Origin of the sequence: Proteus sp. G2669 (assembly GCF_009915245.1) — a bacterium.
Lineage (GTDB): Bacteria > Pseudomonadota > Gammaproteobacteria > Enterobacterales > Enterobacteriaceae > Proteus.
Map to the genome: position 1 here is coordinate 97,388 of NZ_JAABLX010000017.1, position 18,268 is coordinate 115,655.

13 protein-coding genes are annotated in these 18,268 nt (G+C 37.9%); 8 read left to right on the forward strand and 5 right to left on the reverse strand.

What is annotated here, in order from left to right:
• Positions 1–113 precede the first annotated feature (113 nt).
• A complete protein-coding gene (gene yedE, locus GWI68_RS04045) occupies positions 114–1,340 on the forward strand; it encodes a selenium metabolism membrane protein YedE/FdhT (protein WP_166539461.1) in 1,227 nt (408 codons plus the stop codon).
• A complete protein-coding gene (yedF, locus tag GWI68_RS04050) occupies positions 1,337–1,579 on the forward strand; it encodes a sulfurtransferase-like selenium metabolism protein YedF (RefSeq protein ID WP_006535172.1) in 243 nt (80 codons plus the stop codon). Before yedE ends, yedF begins: the two co-directional genes overlap by 4 nt.
• Positions 1,580–1,656: 77 nt before the next feature.
• On the opposite strand, the gene GWI68_RS04055 is transcribed toward yedF, so the two are convergent.
• Entirely contained in the window at positions 1,657–2,295 is a 639-nt protein-coding gene (locus tag GWI68_RS04055) for a TetR/AcrR family transcriptional regulator (RefSeq protein WP_166539462.1), read from the reverse strand.
• A 93-nt stretch (positions 2,296–2,388) separates the two neighbouring features.
• Here GWI68_RS04055 and GWI68_RS04060 point away from each other — a divergent pair, with 93 nt between their 5' ends.
• A complete protein-coding gene (locus tag GWI68_RS04060) occupies positions 2,389–3,090 on the forward strand; it encodes a hydrolase (protein ID WP_166539463.1) in 702 nt (233 codons plus the stop codon).
• 331 nt (positions 3,091–3,421) lie between these two features.
• On the opposite strand, the gene rdgC is transcribed toward GWI68_RS04060, so the two are convergent.
• Positions 3,422–4,330, reverse strand: coding sequence for a recombination-associated protein RdgC (gene rdgC / locus GWI68_RS04065; RefSeq protein ID WP_109408029.1), 909 nt, complete (start codon positions 4,328–4,330; stop codon positions 3,422–3,424).
• Positions 4,331–5,658: 1,328 nt separating this feature from the next.
• On the opposite strand from rdgC, the gene GWI68_RS04070 reads away from it, so the two are divergent.
• The 4 genes from GWI68_RS04070 to GWI68_RS04085 all read left to right on the forward strand — a co-directional run bounded on the left by GWI68_RS04070 (position 5,659) and on the right by GWI68_RS04085 (position 11,380).
• Complete coding sequence (locus GWI68_RS04070; protein ID WP_227336432.1) at positions 5,659–6,837, forward strand: porin; 1,179 nt, start codon at positions 5,659–5,661, stop codon at positions 6,835–6,837.
• Positions 6,838–6,920: 83 nt separating this feature from the next.
• The gene (locus GWI68_RS04075) at positions 6,921–8,876 is read left to right on the forward strand and encodes a bifunctional 2',3'-cyclic-nucleotide 2'-phosphodiesterase/3'-nucleotidase (protein ID WP_166539465.1); all 1,956 of its coding nucleotides are present in this window, start codon (positions 6,921–6,923) and stop codon (positions 8,874–8,876) included.
• 85 nt (positions 8,877–8,961) lie between these two features.
• Entirely contained in the window at positions 8,962–9,738 is a 777-nt protein-coding gene (locus tag GWI68_RS04080) for a ribonuclease (protein ID WP_109408027.1), read from the forward strand.
• A gap of 19 nt (positions 9,739–9,757) precedes the next feature.
• Complete coding sequence (locus tag GWI68_RS04085) at positions 9,758–11,380, forward strand: bifunctional metallophosphatase/5'-nucleotidase (protein ID WP_166539466.1); 1,623 nt, start codon at positions 9,758–9,760, stop codon at positions 11,378–11,380.
• A gap of 284 nt (positions 11,381–11,664) precedes the next feature.
• Here GWI68_RS04085 and GWI68_RS04090 read toward each other — a convergent pair whose 3' ends face one another.
• The 3 genes from GWI68_RS04090 to sbcD form a co-directional block, all read right to left on the reverse strand.
• On the reverse strand, positions 11,665–12,264 hold the full coding sequence (locus GWI68_RS04090) for a nitroreductase family protein (RefSeq protein ID WP_109408025.1): 600 nt from the start codon (positions 12,262–12,264) through the stop codon (positions 11,665–11,667).
• A gap of 130 nt (positions 12,265–12,394) precedes the next feature.
• Positions 12,395–16,123: an AAA family ATPase gene (locus tag GWI68_RS04095; protein ID WP_166539467.1), complete on the reverse strand. Its 3,729-nt coding sequence runs from the start codon at positions 16,121–16,123 to the stop codon at positions 12,395–12,397.
• A complete protein-coding gene (gene sbcD / locus GWI68_RS04100; protein WP_166539468.1) occupies positions 16,120–17,352 on the reverse strand; it encodes an exonuclease subunit SbcD in 1,233 nt (410 codons plus the stop codon). Before sbcD ends, GWI68_RS04095 begins: the two co-directional genes overlap by 4 nt.
• Before the next feature lie 219 nt (positions 17,353–17,571).
• Between sbcD and phoB the strand changes: the two genes are divergently transcribed.
• Positions 17,572–18,261: a phosphate regulon transcriptional regulator PhoB gene (phoB, locus tag GWI68_RS04105; RefSeq protein WP_072069424.1), complete on the forward strand. Its 690-nt coding sequence runs from the start codon at positions 17,572–17,574 to the stop codon at positions 18,259–18,261.
• Positions 18,262–18,268 lie beyond the last annotated feature (7 nt).

Consider the following 18,268-nt stretch of genomic DNA (forward strand, 5'->3'; position numbering starts at 1 on the left):
CCTTCATTTATCTGAATACTGACTCTTTGATAAAAAAATTATTGGAGTAACATGTTCGGCCAGTCCTACTGCGTGGAGAGGGTCTCTCGTAGAGGTAAGCTCTAGGAAAAAACATGTCTTGGTCAGAATTTAAATCTCAATACCTGATCCGTTTTTGGAAGCCTCTTCCAGCTGTTATTGCGGCAGGTATCTTATCAACTTACTACTTTGGTTTAACCGGCACTTTTTGGGCTGTCACGGGGGAATTTACTCGTTGGGGCGGCCACGTAATGCAATGGTTTGGTGCTCATCCTGAAGAATGGGGTTATTTTAAAATTATCGGCCTTGAAGGTACGCCATTAACGCGTATTGATGGTGTGATGATTATCGGGATGTTTGGAGGTTGTATTATGGCTGCTCTTTGGGCCAACAACGTCAAACTTCGCCATCCTCAACATAAAATTCGTATTTTTCAAGCTGTGCTTGGCGGGATCATCGCTGGTTTTGGTGCTCGTCTAGCAATGGGATGTAACCTTGCGGCTTTCTTTACGGGTATTCCTCAGTTCTCTTTACATGCTTGGTTTTTTGCGGTTGCAACGGCAATCGGTTCTTATTTTGGTGCCAAGCTTTCATTGATGCCGCTGTTTCGTATTCCCGTAAAACTACAAAAAGTCAGTCAAGCTTCACCGATTACTCAAGATAAACAACGTGCAAAACGTCGCTTTAGATTGGGAATGGTTATCTTTTTTGCCATGATTGCGTGGTCTTTAATTATTCTTTTTGATTCACCAAAACTAGGCTTTGCTATGTTAGGTGGTATTGGTTTTGGTATTTTAATCGAACGAGCGCAAATCTGTTTTACTTCTGCTTTCCGTGATTTATGGATAACGGGCAGAACCCATATGGCAAAAGCGATTATTATTGGTATGGCAGTGAGCGCGATTGGGATCTTCAGCTATGTCCAATTAGGTGCTGCACCTAAAATTATGTGGGCAGGGCCGAATGCTGTCATTGGTGGTTTACTCTTTGGTTTCGGTATTGTACTTGCTGGTGGATGTGAAACTGGCTGGATGTATCGTGCAGTGGAAGGTCAAATTCACTTTTGGTGGGTTGGATTGGGTAACGTTATCGGTTCTACATTATTAGCTTACTACTGGGATGATTTTGCCTCAGTGATCGCAACGGATTATGACAAGATTAATTTACTTGATACCTTTGGCCCTGTGGGGGGATTAGGTGTGACGTATCTAATGCTTGGTGTGTCATTTGTGTTATTACTTTGGTGGGAAAAACACTTTTTCCGTAAAAAAGCCCAACAAGCACAATCTATTTCAACGCAGATTAATAAGGAAATCGCATGAGCCAGAAAGACACTATTATTCCTGATTATCGTCTAGATATGGTCGGTGAACCTTGTCCTTATCCTGCGGTGGCAACACTTGAAGCCATGCCATCACTGAAAAAAGGCGAAATATTAGAAGTGGTGAGTGATTGCCCTCAATCAATCAACAATATTCCGCTTGATGCTAAAAATTACGGATATACCGTATTAGATATTCAACAAGATGGTCCGACGATCCGTTATTTAATTCAAAAATAATTTCAGATTATTTTGTTGAAAGACTAGCAATAGAAGCAGCAAGTGCATCAATAAAAGGTGGCTTGCTGTTTTTATTTCTAAGGTTTTAACACTGGTGTAATGAGTTGTATCGCTTGCTGAATTCGTAGATCAAAATTTGATTTTGGTGTCGGTGGAACGATCCCTAATGCAATTTGTCGTAAAGGCTCTGCGATCACCATGGCTAATAAAAGATCACTTAATGTAGCATAGTCGTAAGATCTAATTATTCCGTTTTTTTCTTGTTGCTGTAACCACTGCGTGAGTAAACTGCGTCCTCTTAATATCCCACTGCGTTGATATTTTTCCATAAGCACTTCGCGGCTAGGAAAATTCTCTTGTAATAACTTATATAAACCGACGGCTTTATGATTAAGTACCGTTTGAACCATGCTATTTAAATGTTGTGATAACAACAGGATAAACTCATCAAAATCAGTGGCCTTATCATGAAAAATAGCGACGAAACTGTCTGTCCATGACAACACAATTTGTTCCACTAAATCTTCTTTATCTTTGGTAAAACGATAAATCGTTTTTTTGGCAATGCTTGCTTGTTTTGCAATTGCATCAATGGTTGTTGCGCTGTAACCCTGCTCCAAAAGCAAACTTATGGTCGCTTCATATATTTCTTGGCGGATCTCATCTTGAGGGCGGGCAGGGCGTCCTCGTTTTTGATTAATTTTGCTATCTGTCATTTTTTAGCCTCTTTTTTAGTTGATTTTATCACTCTATAGGGATAAAACAATTAGGAAACTAATTGAGTTTCCTAATTTATCGGAGTTGAAAAAATGAAAAAACAAACATTACATTTACCTTGGGCTTTAAATGACATTAACGAGCTTTTATCACCCGCACCATTACGCTTAGAAATGGGAATTGAAAGGGATGACGCTGGGCATTTAACAGTTGCAGTACGTACCGATTTGCATGGTTGTAAAGGTAAGATGCTAGAGTGGTGGTTTACCTTTTTTGAAACATCACAACATATTCGTTGGTGGCATCCCCATGATCATGTTGCTCACAATGGTTGGGATGATAAATGGATCAAAGGAAAAAGTTATATCGGCGCATCAATTAAGGCAGTTGAGTCCTTAGGTGATATTCCACCTGTTGGAGCACAACTTAAATTCCATGATGCGAAAGATTTTTTTGATAACGCATTGTTAGAAGAAGCCTATAAAACAGGGGCATTATCAGGTGCTGTATGTGCCACTATTGGTTTTGGCTCTGATGTGAAAATTGATGAAAATGGTGATCCTACCGACGGTAAAATGGTGCATTTAACGCGAGATACGGATTGGGGATGTGTATTAAGAAGCCGTTTTTATTTAGGTCACTCATTAGAAAATCCAGCAGTGGAATTATCGGATGAGATAGCTTTTGGGTTATTGCAGCACTGTTATAACGAGTTTACTTATCTTTCTCGTTTCTTGCCGTCATTGTATTACGGTGAGCATGCGAATGGGGAGAAGGGAGCGTTGCCTTGGTAATAACAATACTCGTCATACTTCAAGTTGTAGCGTTGTTGACTGTGTTCATTCGCACTAGTCACAAACAATACTCGTCATACTTCAAGTTGTAGCGTTGTTGACGGCATTCACTCGCACTAGTCACATACTATTGTATGCTCCTAGCGACTCGTTCATTTGTCGCCTAGCTACATCTTGAATTATTTAGAGTATTCAATAAGGTATAACGAGTAGAAGAAGAAAAAAATAGAAGAATAAGAGAGTAAGAGAGTAAGAGAGTCAATGAATGAGTAGAAGAGTATTGCGGGCAGATCAGCGGGATGGCTGATCTGCTTGTTGCATTCTATACGGGTTACTCTGCTTCGCCGCCTAAAACTTCAGTGACTCGTTCAATTAAAGCGCTTAATTCACCGGTCATTAAAACAAAGTCGGCATCAAAACGTTGGGCAAAATCGGCTTTATCGATATCATCATTTTGCTCACGTAAAGTCTCACTGAATTTAATGCGTTTGATAGAGCCATCATCACATAGCATAAATTGAAGGCGATCTTCCCAATCTACAGAAAGTTTGGTGACAAATTTGCCTGCTTCAATATGTGTCGCAATTTCATCAGAGACTAATTCTTGTTTCTTACAACGAATAACACCGCCTTCTTCTAGTACGGCTTTTAGCTCTGCTTCATCCATTAAGGTAAAACCGGCTGGAAGTTCTCCAGAGCGTACCCACTCAGTCATTTTTAATTCAACAGATTCATTAAAGTTCAGAGGAACAACAGGTAATGAACCTAAGGTTTTGCGTAACAAAGCTAAGTTATCTTCAGCTCGTTTTGCACTGCCTGAATCAACAATGACTAATTGTTTTTCTAAATCTAACCAAATAAAAGTTTGTGAGAATTTGCTAAAAGCACGAGGAAGTAATGTGTGAACTACTTCATCTTTTAGGGTCGCTTTTTCTGTTTTTTTCAGTTTGCGCCCTTGTTCACCTTCAAGTTTTTCAACTTTGTCTTGTAAGGCGTTTTTAATCACTGTTGCAGGTAAGATTTTGTCTTCTTTTCGTGCACATATCATCACTTGCTTACCAGCAACATGAATAAGTGCTTCACCACGATCGCCCATAGGCGAAACCCAACCTGTTCTGGTCATATCTTGGCTACTGCAAGGTGTGAATGCCAATGAAGCAAGCTGTTGTTCTAACTCATCCATTGACAGTGCTATCTCTTTATTTAAGCGATAGACCAAAATATTTTTAAACCACAGCATCTGACATTCCCCTTAATCATTATTTACCGCATTATGATACTGAATGTTTAGGGTATCTAAAAGGTAATATCCCTTAAAAGAAAATATCCATAATGTTATTTAATAAAAAAGAAAAAAAAGCTGAAACGAATAATTAGTAAATCTACTCTATGATAATGAGTTTTATTCTTATTTATATTGAATTAACGAAGAATATTAATACTGAAATAACGAGATTTTTAGTACAAGCTCTTATGTGACAATAATCACATAATTTCATTTTTTAGCCATTTTTTGTTTACAATATGAAATCATTTTCAGATTTATCCCTGCATTAATTTACAAAACAAAAATCTTCTTGACGGACTCATGTGATAATTGTCACAAAAATAGGAAAATATAAAGAGTGATTTTTCACAAACATCTAGGTGATCTATGTCACAAAATTGAATATTTGTTTTTTAAATATTGTCAAAATAGCACAATTGGGCTTTTTATATTAACTATGGTTATAGTTTAGAATTTGTAATGTTTTATTGTGTTTCTTTGTTACTTGTACGTATTGATTAGATATTGTGATTGAATGGTATTCTTGTGCTTCTCTTTTTAATATTTGTAGTTAATTATTCTTTTTTTGAGTGAGTGTTACTCGTTACCACCAGTTAAATTGTATTTAAATGTGATTTTGCTTTTATTTAAATAAGAAATAAATATAAAGATAAAAAATTATTAATTAGGGATAACAATATTTAAATCTTTAGTGTTATTTATTTAGTGGTTAAAATTAATACTTCCTTTTAAATATATTAAATAGGGGGATAAATTTTTTATTAGCAAAAAAAATAGTCTTGTAACAAAATGAAATCTAAAAGAAAAATCAAAAAATGTTATTTTTAAAAAGTTGATTTAGTTCAAAAAACACGTATCTTTACCTTTAATTGTGATACCTATCACTTAGGTATGTAACCGTGAAATTGCATGTTGGTGTAATTGTGGGCTACATCACGAAAGAAGGGCTTTTTTTTGAGTAACATGCCAACGAAAACTCAACGACCTATTTCTTTTCCTAACAGAAATAAAAGCAATGCCCTTATTTAAATATAATGAGGATATTATTTTTGTGTCTTATTGGTGATTACGTCTGTGTCAAGGAAATTAAAACCTTTAAGAAAATTTTGTAGAGTCATAATTAGTAGCTATAAAAATTATCAATTGTGAGAGCGATTTTCTTTTTCGAAATTCGTGGCAGAGATCTTTTGTCCGAATCTCAGGTCAACTATATACGGCGGTATTATTTTTGACCTTAAAGGAAATCATAAAACTATAGAAAATAGATGGGTATTTTAATCATGAAAAGCTTGAAGCCTCTAGCAGCACTGGTTGGTTTGTTGGTTCTTTCTGGATCTGCAAACGCAGTAAACGTGTATAACGATAAAGGTACACGTTTTGATGTAAACGGTCAGTTCCGTTTAAAAACACAAGTGACTAGCCAAAATCATGAAATGAAAATGAATGATGACGGTAGCCGTATCGGTTTCTTTGGTTCACACGAACTGACTAACGATATCAAAGTATTTGGTAAATTAGAGTGGGGTTCAGACACTCAAAAAACTAACAGTGACAACCCTAAATCAAACTTTGAAATGTACAACCGTGTAGGTTATGTCGGTTTCTCTCATCGTGATTATGGTCAAATTCAGTTTGGTCGTACTTATATTCCGATCGACTGGGTGAAAAAATCAAGCTACGGCTATGGTAACACCGGTGTATTCTACTTCAGCGATGTATTAGGTCGTTCAGTAGGTTATCACAATGGCTATGCTGATGGAAAAGGTGTTGGTAAAAACAACTTTATGACCCGTTTACCACAAACTATTTTCTTAGAAACTAACCGTTATGAAGGCTTTAAATTAGCGGGTACAGTGACAGGTAAAACAGGTGAAGATGGTCGCCGTGTAGCGGGTGATATTACTCGTGCATATTCTATCGTTGGTTTTTATAAATCAACCTTTGGCTTAGAATTTGATGCTGGCTACTCTTCAGCTACTGGTGAAGCAACTACCTCTAAAAATAGTCCAAATAAAGGTAAAAACCCAGAGAATAGTATTTTAGCTTTTGGTGCGGAATACTTCTTCCCTGGCCGTGAATTTTCTATCGGTTTAGACTATGGTCAATCTCGTGGTAAAAATAACGGTTTTGCTTTAGAAGCAAATCAAGCTCCGACTAGTTGGAGTTCTGTTAAAGGCGACTGGAAAGCTGACTTATACGGTGTTGGTGTGAAATGGCACTGGGATCGTATCGAAAGTGGTATGTATGCGGGTTACTACCTGCGTGATGGTGATGCAAACACGTTCAACTACAAAAAAGAAACCTATACTGTGGGTGTAGATAAACGTTTTGCAGTATCTAAATATAACAACTTACGTTTATTCGCTGAAATGGCATACGATGATGCTCGTAGCGATAACGTGAAGTATGAAGATAAAAAACAATATATCTTCGAAACAGGTATGCGTCTGTACTTCTAGTCCTTTCAAAGAGACTGTTTGACAGAAGTAACGAAAGGAGAGCCATTTTGCTCTCCTGTTAACCAATATATAAGGGGTGTGTAATGGTTAAGAATGTGTTGAAAATTTCAACATTAGCAATGTTTGTCGCATTCAACGTGAATGCTGCGACAGTCGATCTTCGTATTATGGAGACGTCTGATGTTCACAGTAACTTAATCGACTTTGACTACTTCAAAGACAAACCAACAGAACAGTTTGGGTATGTCCGTACTGCTAATTTAATTAAAGCAGCAAAAGCTGAAGCAACCAATGCGATTTTAGTTGATAACGGCGACTTGATCCAAGGTAGCCCACTGGCTGACTACCAAGCAGCTAAAGGCTTAGAAAAAGGCGAATCTCATCCAGCTCACCAGCTGATGAACACCATGGGCTACACAGTCGGTAACTTTGGTAACCATGAATTTAACTATGGTTTAGATTACCTGAAAAAAGCCATCGCTGGTGCTAAATTCCCTTACATCAACGCCAACGTGATGGATGCGAAAACAGGCAAAAACTATTTCACACCTTATATCATTGTTGATACACCAGTAAAAGATCGTGATGGTAAAGAACACACTATCAAGATTGGTTATATCGGCTTCGTACCACCACAGATCTTAATCTGGGATAAAGCCAATCTGGATGGTAAGGTCGTTGTAAACGATATTACAGAAACAGCGAAAAAATTCGTCCCTCAAATGAAAAAAGAGGGTGCTGACCTGATTGTGGCTATTCCTCACTCTGGTTTTGCGTCAGAGCCGTACAAAGCAATGGCTGAAAACTCTGTTTATTATTTAAGTGAAGTTGAAGGCATCAATGCAATCATGTTTGGTCACGCTCACGGCGTATTCCCAAGCAAAGAATTTGAAGGTATTAAAGGCGTAGATACAGCGAAAGGTACTGTAAACGGTGTTCCTGCTGTTATGCCTGGCCAATGGGGTGATCACTTAGGTGTTGTTGATATGGTTATCAATAACGACAGCGGTAAATGGGTGATGACTGAAGCAACAGGTGAAGCGCGTCCTATCTTTGATAAAGCAAACAAAAAAGCATTAGTTGAACGTGATGCTGAATTAGCTCAAATCATCGAAAAAGCACACCAAGGTACCCGTGATTTCGTGGGTAAACACATTGGTAAAGCTTCTGCCAACATGTACAGCTTCTTAGCATTAGTACAAAGTGATCCAACTGTACAAATTGTTAATGATGCACAAGTTGATTACACCAAACACTTTATTCAAGGTGATCCGAACTTAGACGGTTTACCAGTATTAGGTGCAGCTGCGCCATTTAAAGCGGGTGGTCGTAAAAATGCACCAGCAGACTTCGTAGAAGTTGAAAAAGGTGACTTAACATTCCGTAACGCTGCAGACTTATATCTGTATCCAAACACATTAGTGGTTGTTAAAGCGACCGGTGCGGATGTTGTTGAATGGTTAGAATGTTCAGCGGGTATGTGGAACCAAGTTGATCCTAACTCAACTAAACCACAAGAACTGATCAACTGGGATGGTTTCCGTACTTATAACTTCGACACCATTAGTGGTGTGAACTATAAAGTTGACTTAACTCAACCAGCTAAATATGACGTTGATTGCCAAGTCGTTAATAAAGATGCGAATCGTATCAAAGAAGTGACTTACGAAGGCAAACCAATCGATCCTAAAGCAACATTCCTGATCGCAACAAATAACTACCGTGGATACGGCGGTAAGTTTGCTGGTACAGGTGAAGCGAATATTGCGTTTGCATCTCCAGATGAAAACCGTGCAATCTTAGCTTCTTACATTGCTAAACAAACTAAAGAAAAAGGTGAAGTTGCGACTAAAGCCGCTAACAACTGGTCATTCTTACCTATTAAGACTGATAAAGCGTTAGATGTCCGTTTTGAAACTTCACCAAGTGAAAAAGCGGCTACATTTATTAAAGATTTCGCTCAATATCCAATGACCTTCGTGGAAAATGATGAAATTGGTTTTGCAATTTACAAAATCGATTTAACTGAGAAGAAATAAGCAATTAAACCTGCCCGTTCAGGGCAGGTTTTTTCTTACCTTTTTGAACCAAAAGAGTGGTGTTATGACTCTTTAAGGGGATTTTATGCGCTTTATGAAGCTATTGCCTGCTGCTTTTGCGTTAGTGTTAGCAGGATGTGCAACGCAAGCACCTGAAATTACAGAACCATTAAAACCTCAAGCTAAATTAGTTGAAGGCGTATCTTGTATTTTACCTGATGCTCCAACAGCACCTTACGACTACATTGCTTCTAATGATCGCTATGGTCAAAACAGCACAGCATCAACAGATTACTTTAAGTTAGCGATTAACTACTCACCGGCTTTTTGTGATTATAAAAGTAATAATATTAAACGTTTAAATAACGATAATGAAAAAGATCGTGCAAAACGTGAGTACGATAAATTTGAAATCCAATGCTTCTCAGATAATAAATTTGGTTGGATTGTTCATGGGCTGTGGGCTGAAACCTGTGATGGTAAATCATGGGAAGACTGCCGTGATTGGAAAGACATACGCAAGCATCCTCGTTTATGTAAAGGCGATTTACCACCTTTAGAATACTCTGCTATCAAACCTTATCTGTGTGATTCTCCGGGTATCGATCTGTTACAAGGCGAATGGGAAAAACATGGTGTTTGTGCGTTTGATACACCAGATGCATTCTTTGGTAAACAAAAAGAGTTGTATGAAGCGTTAGTATTACCAGAAGGCCGTCCTTCAAATAGTGCATTGATTAAGTTCTTAAAAGAACACAATCCATCACTGAAGGATAAAGAAATTCAAATTAATCGAGATGAATTCTATATCTGTTATAGCAAAGATTTCGAAGTAATTGATTGTCCGAAACGTGAATTTTGATCTTAGGGATAAATTTTAAATGAACCATAAATATAAACTCGTTGCACTTGCTGTAAGCTCAGTCTTATTAGCAGGTTGTGCAAAGAACTACGACGAAGCTAATGTTGTTGATGTGCGCGTTATCGCAATGAACGACTTCCACGGTGCGCTAAAAGCGCCAGGTCCAAACAAACCTGGTGGCATTGAGCATATGGCTACGTTAATTAAAGAAATGAAGAAAGATAACCCGAACAACATCGTTGTTGCGGCGGGTGATATGGTTGGTGCAAGCCCACTGTTATCTTCAATGTTCCATGATGAGCCTTCAATTGAAGCATTATCATTAGCAGGCTTAGAAGCAACTTCTGTGGGTAACCATGAATTTGATAAAGGCATGGGCGAATTACTGCGTAAACAAAACGGTGGTTGCCACCCAGTAACGGGGTGCCAAGGCCCAACTGAGTTTAAAGGCGCAGATTTCCAATACTTAGCAGCTAACGTTATTGTTAACGAAACTGGCAAAACATTATTCCCAGAATACGTTATTAAAGAATTCAACGGTATTCCTGTTGCATTCATCGGTTTAACTTTAGAAGGTACTGCGGCTATCGTAACACCTAAAGGAACCGAAGGTTTAAGCTTCCACAATGAAGCAAAAACAATTAACGCATTAGTGCCTCAGTTAAAAGCAAAAGGCGTTCAAGCAATTGGTGTTCTGATCCACGAAGGTGCTGCACAGCGTCGTGATGGTGGTCCAGTTAATATCAACGCATGTAATGGTATTACAGGTAAAGTTCTGGGTGTTGTTGAGCAATTAGATCCAGCTATCGACTTCGTTGTTACTGGTCATACTCACCAAGCTTACAACTGTACTATCAACGGTAAATCAGTGACATCGGCACAGTCTAATGGTGCAATGTTAACGCGTATCGACCTGAAATTAGATAAAACAACGAAAGATGTTGTTGATATCGAAGCTCGTAACATTTGGGTTGATAACCGTAAATACGAAAAAGATCCAGCAATCACTAAACTGTTAGAAGCTTACGAAAAAATTGCTACCCCATTAGCTAACCGCATTATCGGTAAGTTAGAAGGCAATTTAACTAAGCAAACTAACGATGCGGGTGAATCTGCACTGGGTCAAGTGATTGCTGATGCACATTTATATACGGCTAAACCAAAAGATATGGGTGGCGCACAAATCGCGTTTATGAACAGCGGTGGTATTCGTGCTGATATGACCGGTGGTGATGTTTCTTATAACGCAATCTACACTGTACAGCCATTCTCTAACGTACTGTTAACTCAAACATTAACGGGTGAGCAAATCAAGCGCCTGTTAGAACAACAGTGGGATCGTTCACGTCCACAAGTGTTAGCGATTTCAGGTAACTTCCAGTACACATGGGATAGCAAAGCATCTAATGGTAACCGTGTTATCGTTGAATCAATGAAAATTGACGGCAAACCAGTGGATATGAAAGCATCTTACCGTGTTGTGGCTAACGAATACTTAGCAACAGGTGGTAGTAACTTCTCTGTACTGAAAGAAGGTAAAGATCCAGTTTACAGCGTGCCAGATGTTGATGCAGTCGTGAAATACTTTGCTGAGCAGTCTCCAATTGCTCAACCAAAAGCGAATAACATCACACGTAAATAACGTATTTTCATACGCCTTGTGAAAATCGCACCTTTTACTTTGGTAAGGGGTGCGTAAATAAATAAAGAGAGCAAAGTGTTGAACACAAAGGGTCCATCCCTACCTTTGTATTCATTGCGCACTTTGCTCTTTTTTTATGGAATTTTTAGAGTGGTGGTATAAGGCTGCCATTCTTGCTTTGTGGGCATATAATAAAAAAAAGCCCACAGTGGCTGTGGGCAAGGAATGAAAGTAAAAAAAGAGGGTATTATTTAGGGTCTTTTGTCAGATGTCTGTTCTAACACTTATTTGAAGATTTTAAAGCGTGAATCATCTTCCATATAATTCTTCTCACCAGCCTCTTGTTCAATTGAACCAAAGACCATTTGAGCTCTTAATTTCCATGTTTTTGGCAGATCCCAAGTTGCATGAACTTCGTCATCAATAATTGGGTTGTAGTGTTGTAATGAAGCACCTACGTTCTCTGCTGCTAATGCAGTCCAAACAGAAAGTTGTGCCATACCACTTGCTTGCTCTGACCATACAGGGAAGTTCTCAGCATACAGTGGGAATTGCTCTTGCAGACCTTTTACGATATCAGTATCTTCGAAATACAAAATTGAACCAGCACCTGCGGCGAAGCTATTAATTTTTGCTTCAGTTGCACTGAATGCTTCTGCGGGTACTAATTTTTTCAGGGTATTTTTAACGATATCCCACAGTTTTTGATGTTGTTCACCAAACAGAACAACCACACGAGATGTTTGTGAGTTAAATGCAGTTGGACTCTCTTTAACCGCTTCTTTGATAATCGCCGTGACTCTGTCTTCGCTAATTGGAAGTTGATTACCTAAATGATAAATTGTTCTACGTTTTTTCATTAAATCAGTAAATGCGTTAGACATGATGTCTCCTTGATAAATTTAAGCGCTTAAAGCGTGTCTTAGCTTGGGCTAATCTATGGACATACTATAGGGGCTATTGGTGATTTATTGATATATAAAAAATTTAATCAGTTACGTCAAAATATTCGACTTAGTTTTTAACTGCTTGATTTAGATTCTGTTTATCTTCATATCTAAACTCAGGAGCAAGCTGGCTAATACCTAATCCACCGGCTTTCTTCACTTTGATCTGTACCGGAATGCGTTCTTTCATGGCTTCTACGTGACTAATCACACCAATAATTTTGCCAGAAGCATTAAGGCTATCGAGTGCATCTAATGCGATATCTAGCGTATCAGGATCGAGTGTGCCAAAACCTTCATCTAGAAATAGTGACTCAATCTGTGTCTTATTACTGACCAAATCAGAAAGTGCGAGAGCGAGCGATAAACTGACTAAGAAACTTTCTCCTCCCGAGAGAGTACGTGTATCTCGCAACGCATCTGCTTGCCATGTGTCTGCAATTTGTAGTTCAAGGCTTGCAGGTGTTTTACGTTGTAAGAAATAACGTCCATGTAGTTTTTCTAAACGGTGGTTAGCTAAATAAATCAAATGATCGAGAGTTAATCCTTGAGCAAAACGGCTAAATTTATCCCCTGAAGCAGAGCCCACCAATTCGTTTAAGTAACTCCAATCATCAAATTGAGCTTGCTGTTTAGCAATATGGGTCAATAGACTTTGTTGCTCTTTGCGTTTTTCTTCATCAGTGCGTAGTTGCTCTTGGATGCGAAATTTTGTCTCTTGTAAGTGGGTTATTTGTGTTTCTAACAGCAATAATTGAGCATTAATTTGTTCGATGTTTTGCTGTGTTGCCAATAATGGCTGTTGTGACAAATGTTGTTGATATGTCTTTTCTTGTGTATCTAAACGTGTTTTTTCTTGTAGTAGTTTATCAAGCCGTTGTTTTTGTTGTTCTTGTAAACGGTTTCTTTCTTCGACTGATAACAAGGATGCTAAAAATGCATTTTCGTCAGCAAAGGGGCTGTTTTTTAACGTATTGTGATATTGCTCAATAATGCTTTGTGAAAGTGTATGAAGCCGTTGTAACGATTTTTCATTTTCCTGATATTGACCAATAAGTTGATTTAGACGAACTTCAAGTTGGTTTTTTTCTTCGCTATATTGCTCAATTTGTTTTTGTAATAACTGACTTTTTTGTTCTAACTCATTACGCGCATCTTCTGTGGTTTGTGTCCCGAATAACGCTTGGCGTTGTGCTTTCAACTGTTCTTGTTGTTGATGTAGTTGTTTAAAGTGGATTAAAACACGCTCAAGTTCTTTTTGAGTTTTAGCTAAATAGCGTTTTCTCTCTTCTTGCGTTAATGACAATTCACGAATTATTTGCAGTAATTCCTGATGTGCTTTTAATGTCGATTGATATTGTTGACTCTCTGTTTTACGCGCATTAAGCCATTGGTTTTTTTCTTCAAATTGGCATAACTGATAACCTTGTTGTTCAACTCGAGATTGTATCTCTTGTGCTAATTGTGTCTGTTGTTGCAAATATTGTGCTGTTTGTTGCTGTTTATTGATGACTTCTTTTTGTTGTTGAGTAAATTGATTTTGTTGATGAAGAATCGCTTGCTGTTGTTGATTAAACAGCTCTTTGGTATCAGATAACAGTTTGTATTCTTGCTGAAGTTTTGCTTCTAATGCTTGGTAATTTACTCGTTTTTGCGTCAGCAAATTATCTTCTTTTTCAAGCTTGGCATCTAATTGAGTTAAAGTATCTTCTTTGCAGTCAACATCAGGCAATGCGTGTGTTTGGGCTAAGGTTTGCCATTGTTGTTTTAATGTCGTTATATCTTGGGTGAGTTGTTCACTATCTTCATTGAGTTTTTTGTTTTGGGCTTGATAGTTAGCGCATTGTGTTTTTTGTTCCACTAACTCTATTGTTAATGTATGAACTTGTTGCGTTAAAAGATCTAATCGTGTTTTTGTTTCGTCTGGTTTAATTTCCTTATATTTTTCAACATAAGGATGTTCCGTTGAACCACAAACAGGACATGGGGTGTCTTTAACTAAACGTTGTCTCTCTTCTTCATATTCTGCTAACTTTCGTATTAAAAGATAATTATCATTTAAATCTTTAAGATGCTGTTCTTTCTCTTTTAAAACAATGTCATTTTTGTGAATACTCTCAGTCAACATAACTATTTTTTGCTGATTATCTGACAGAGTTCTTTGGTACTGATGTTCTGCTTTTATCGCTCGTTGTAATTGAGCTTGTAATCCCATCAGTTTAGCAAGGGCATTTCTTTGTTGTGATATTTGCTGTAAACGAGAAGGGATAGCTGTAATGGCATCAGCTTTATTTTGTTGCTCAAGTTGTGTTTCCAACTCCTTTAATTGCTGTTGCTGTAAATTAAGACTGTGCTGTTGTTGCTCTAGCGCTTTAGTTGCTTTTTCTAAGCCGAGTTTGAGAGTGTGTTCTTTTTCTTGCTCTGTTTTTTCACTCTTTTTGCTCACAAAATATTTTTCTGTGATTTCATCATATTGCTCAAAATAGCGTTGCCATAAAGGTAGATTTTCAGCAAGTTGAGCATAAGCCGTATGTTGGTTTAAATAATCATTTAATTCACTGGCTTGTTTTTGTGATGTTGTTAGTTGGTGTGCTGTTGATTGAATTTTTTCCAGATATTCTGATTGTGTTTTTTCGAATGCATTTTTTTGTTGTGTTTTTGCTGAAATATCTTGTTGTAGCAAGGCTAATTGATTATCTAATGGCGCCACTTTTTCACGAATAAGTTGTAATATTTGCTGTTTCTTCTCATCGTGTTGTTTAAATGTGTTACGTGCTTCGGTTAAATGCTGATTAATTGGTTGGCTTTGTTGCTCAATAAGCTGTTTTTCGGCCTTTAATGCTAAGAGTTGCGACTCAATATAGGCTTGTTCTTTTAATAGGCGATTTTTTTCATCATAAATCGGGCGAATTTTTTCTGCAGGTTCACTATTTTCAAGACGTTGAATATCAGGTTTTGCTGCCACTAATGCTTCTTGTGCTAAATTAACCTCAGTTTGCGCAAAAGTTTTGTTTTTATTGAGTTCAATCTCTTTTTCTTGCCACTGTTTTGCTACTTGATATTCCTGTTGTTCTTTTTGTAAGAGGCTCTCTTTAGCAAAAAGATCTGTTTGTTCCGTTAATAAAGCTTGGCGGGCATTTTCATCTAATAATGCCATCATTTCAGCCTGTTGCTTGAGTGTTTTTAACGTTTGTTCTTCTTCTCGCCAATGTTTAAAGATTGATTGGGAAATATGACGATAAATATCTGTACCAGTGAGTTCTTCGAGTAACTCCGCGCGAGATTTGTCATCTGCATTAAGAAATGCTGCAAATTGTCCTTGTGAAAGCAACATTGATTTAGTAAATCGGTCAAAATCCAGCCCTGTAATATTAATGATCATCTCTTTTACTTGGCTTATCTTGCTCGCTAATATTTTGTCTTCCCCCCCAGTGATATTTATTTTGACGAGTTCAGCTTGTGGTGCCTGAAGATTGCCATCTTCTTTATAATTAGCACGGCGTTGTTCCCAAAAAGCACGATAAGCGACACCTTTGACTTCAAATTCAACTTCAGCTAAACATTCTGCGGTATGGCGCGTCATTAATTCATTTTGAGATTGTGTTACTTTATCTAATCGAGGGGTTCTATGATAAAGCGCTAAACTAATGGCATCTAAAAGGGTGGTTTTTCCCGCACCGGTAGGGCCTGTAATCGCAAACAATCCGTTGCTAACAAAAGGCTCTTGGTTAAAGTTGATTTTCCATTCACCTTTTAAGGAGTTAATATTTTTAAAGCGCAGACTTAAGATTTTCATTTTACTTCGTTATCCTCTTGTTCTGCCATTTCAACTGCTTGTTTAAATAATGTGGTTAATCGCGTTTTAGTTTCTTCTGAATCAAACTCATGTTGTTCTAAACGTCTTTCAAAAACATCATAGACCGTTAATTCTGTCAGTGTTTCTTTTTCATTTTGAGTGAGCACTTGGCGTTGTTTTCTAGATCTTCTTAATAAAACCACATCAAAAAGTGGGTTGTTAGTTAACTCTTGAATACGAGTTTGTATATCACTGAGATAATCTTGTGTAGAAACTTCAATATCCAACCAGATAGTCGTCTCTGTTTCAGCATATTGGTTTTTAAAATTTTCAAGCTGTGTGGCTATTTCTTTTAATGATCCTGCAATTGTACGCAATAGCTGGAATTCGGGGATAGGGAGTAGCGTAAGCTCAGCTAATTTATCTTGCTCAAAATCGATAAGGCAGACACTTTTTTGTTGTCCACTCTCATCAAAACTTAAAGGAATTGGTGAACCACTGTAACGAATATGTCCTGATTTATTCACCACTTGAGGGCGATGAATATGGCCAAGAGCAATATAATCAAATTCAGGAAATAGGGTTGCAGAGAAGGCTTCTAAAGTACCGATATATATTTCACGTACAGAATCGCTCACACTTGCACCAATCGTTGTCAGATGGCCTGTCGCAATAATAGGGATCTTGGCGTTCAATTGTTCACGTAAATCGAGAGCTGCTTGATATTGAACTTGATAATAATCAGCAATCGCTTCTTTTAGCGCGTTTTGTTTTTTAGCACCGGATTGCCCACTTCGGCTAGTTATCATATCTCTAGGGCGTAGATAGGGGATCGCACACAGTAATGCTCCTGGCGCGTTATCTTTTTGACGAAGAATTAACGGTGCTTGCGGCGTTTCGGTATGAACACTGGCAATAACAGTGGTATTTAAACATGCCAATAGTGATTTAGATTCATTGAGTGTTGCGACGGAATCGTGATTGCCACCTAAAATAACTAATTGGCATTGTGTGTCTCTCATTGCAACAACAAAGCGATTATACAGCTCTCTGGCATAGCTTGGGGGTGAGCCAGTATCAAATATATCACCAGCAACAATTAGGGCATCAACTTGATGAACCTTAATTTGTACTAATAACCAATCAAGAAATTGTTGATGTTCTTGTGCGCGGGTTTTAGTAAAAAAATATTGCCCTAAATGCCAGTCTGATGTGTGAATAATCCGCATTGCTATCCCTCTTTTTTATTTGCTCAGAGTATAGCGCACCTTGCTTTTTTAGTGAAAACTCAACAGTAAGCCTTTTTTTGAGCGATTTTTCACCAAAAAATGATTTATTTACCTTAACAACACCATGGTATTTCAGTAATGTTAAGGTTAGTCATAAATCTGTCATAAAACTGCATCATAATCATTTTGACCCTCTATATACATTACACAGGATAGAGTATGGCAAGGCGTATTCTTGTTGTTGAAGATGAAACCGCAATTCGAGAGATGATCTGTTTTGTTTTAGAACAAAATGGTTTTCAACCAATTGAAGCAGAAGATTATGATTCTGCATTGAGTTTTCTTATCGATCCTTACCCTGATCTGGTTTTATTAGATTGGATGATCCCCGGAGGCTCCGGTTTACAGGTAATAAAACAGATGAAGCGAGAGAGTAATACTCGTGACATCCCTATTATTATGTTAACGGCAAAAGGGGAAGAAGAAGATAAAGTCCAAGGCTTAGAAACGGGAGCTGATGATTATGTTATCAAGCCCTTTTCACCTAAAGAGCTTGTCGCCCGTGTGAAGGCAATTTTACGACGTTTATCACCGATGTCAGCGGAAGATATCATTGAATTCAATGGATTATCGCTTGATCCTGTTTCTCATCGAGTAACGAGTCAAGATAAACCGATTGATATGGGGCCTACCGAATTTAAACTCCTGCACTTTTTTATGACTCATCCTGAACGCGTATATAGCAGAGAACAACTGCTAAACTATGTTTGGGGAACGAATGTTTATGTCGAAGACCGTACTGTGGATGTGCATATTCGTCGTTTACGTAAAGCCATTGAAGAAGATGGTCATGACCGAATGATACAAACAGTACGTGGAACGGGATATCGCTTCTCTGCCCGTTTCTAAGTCAATA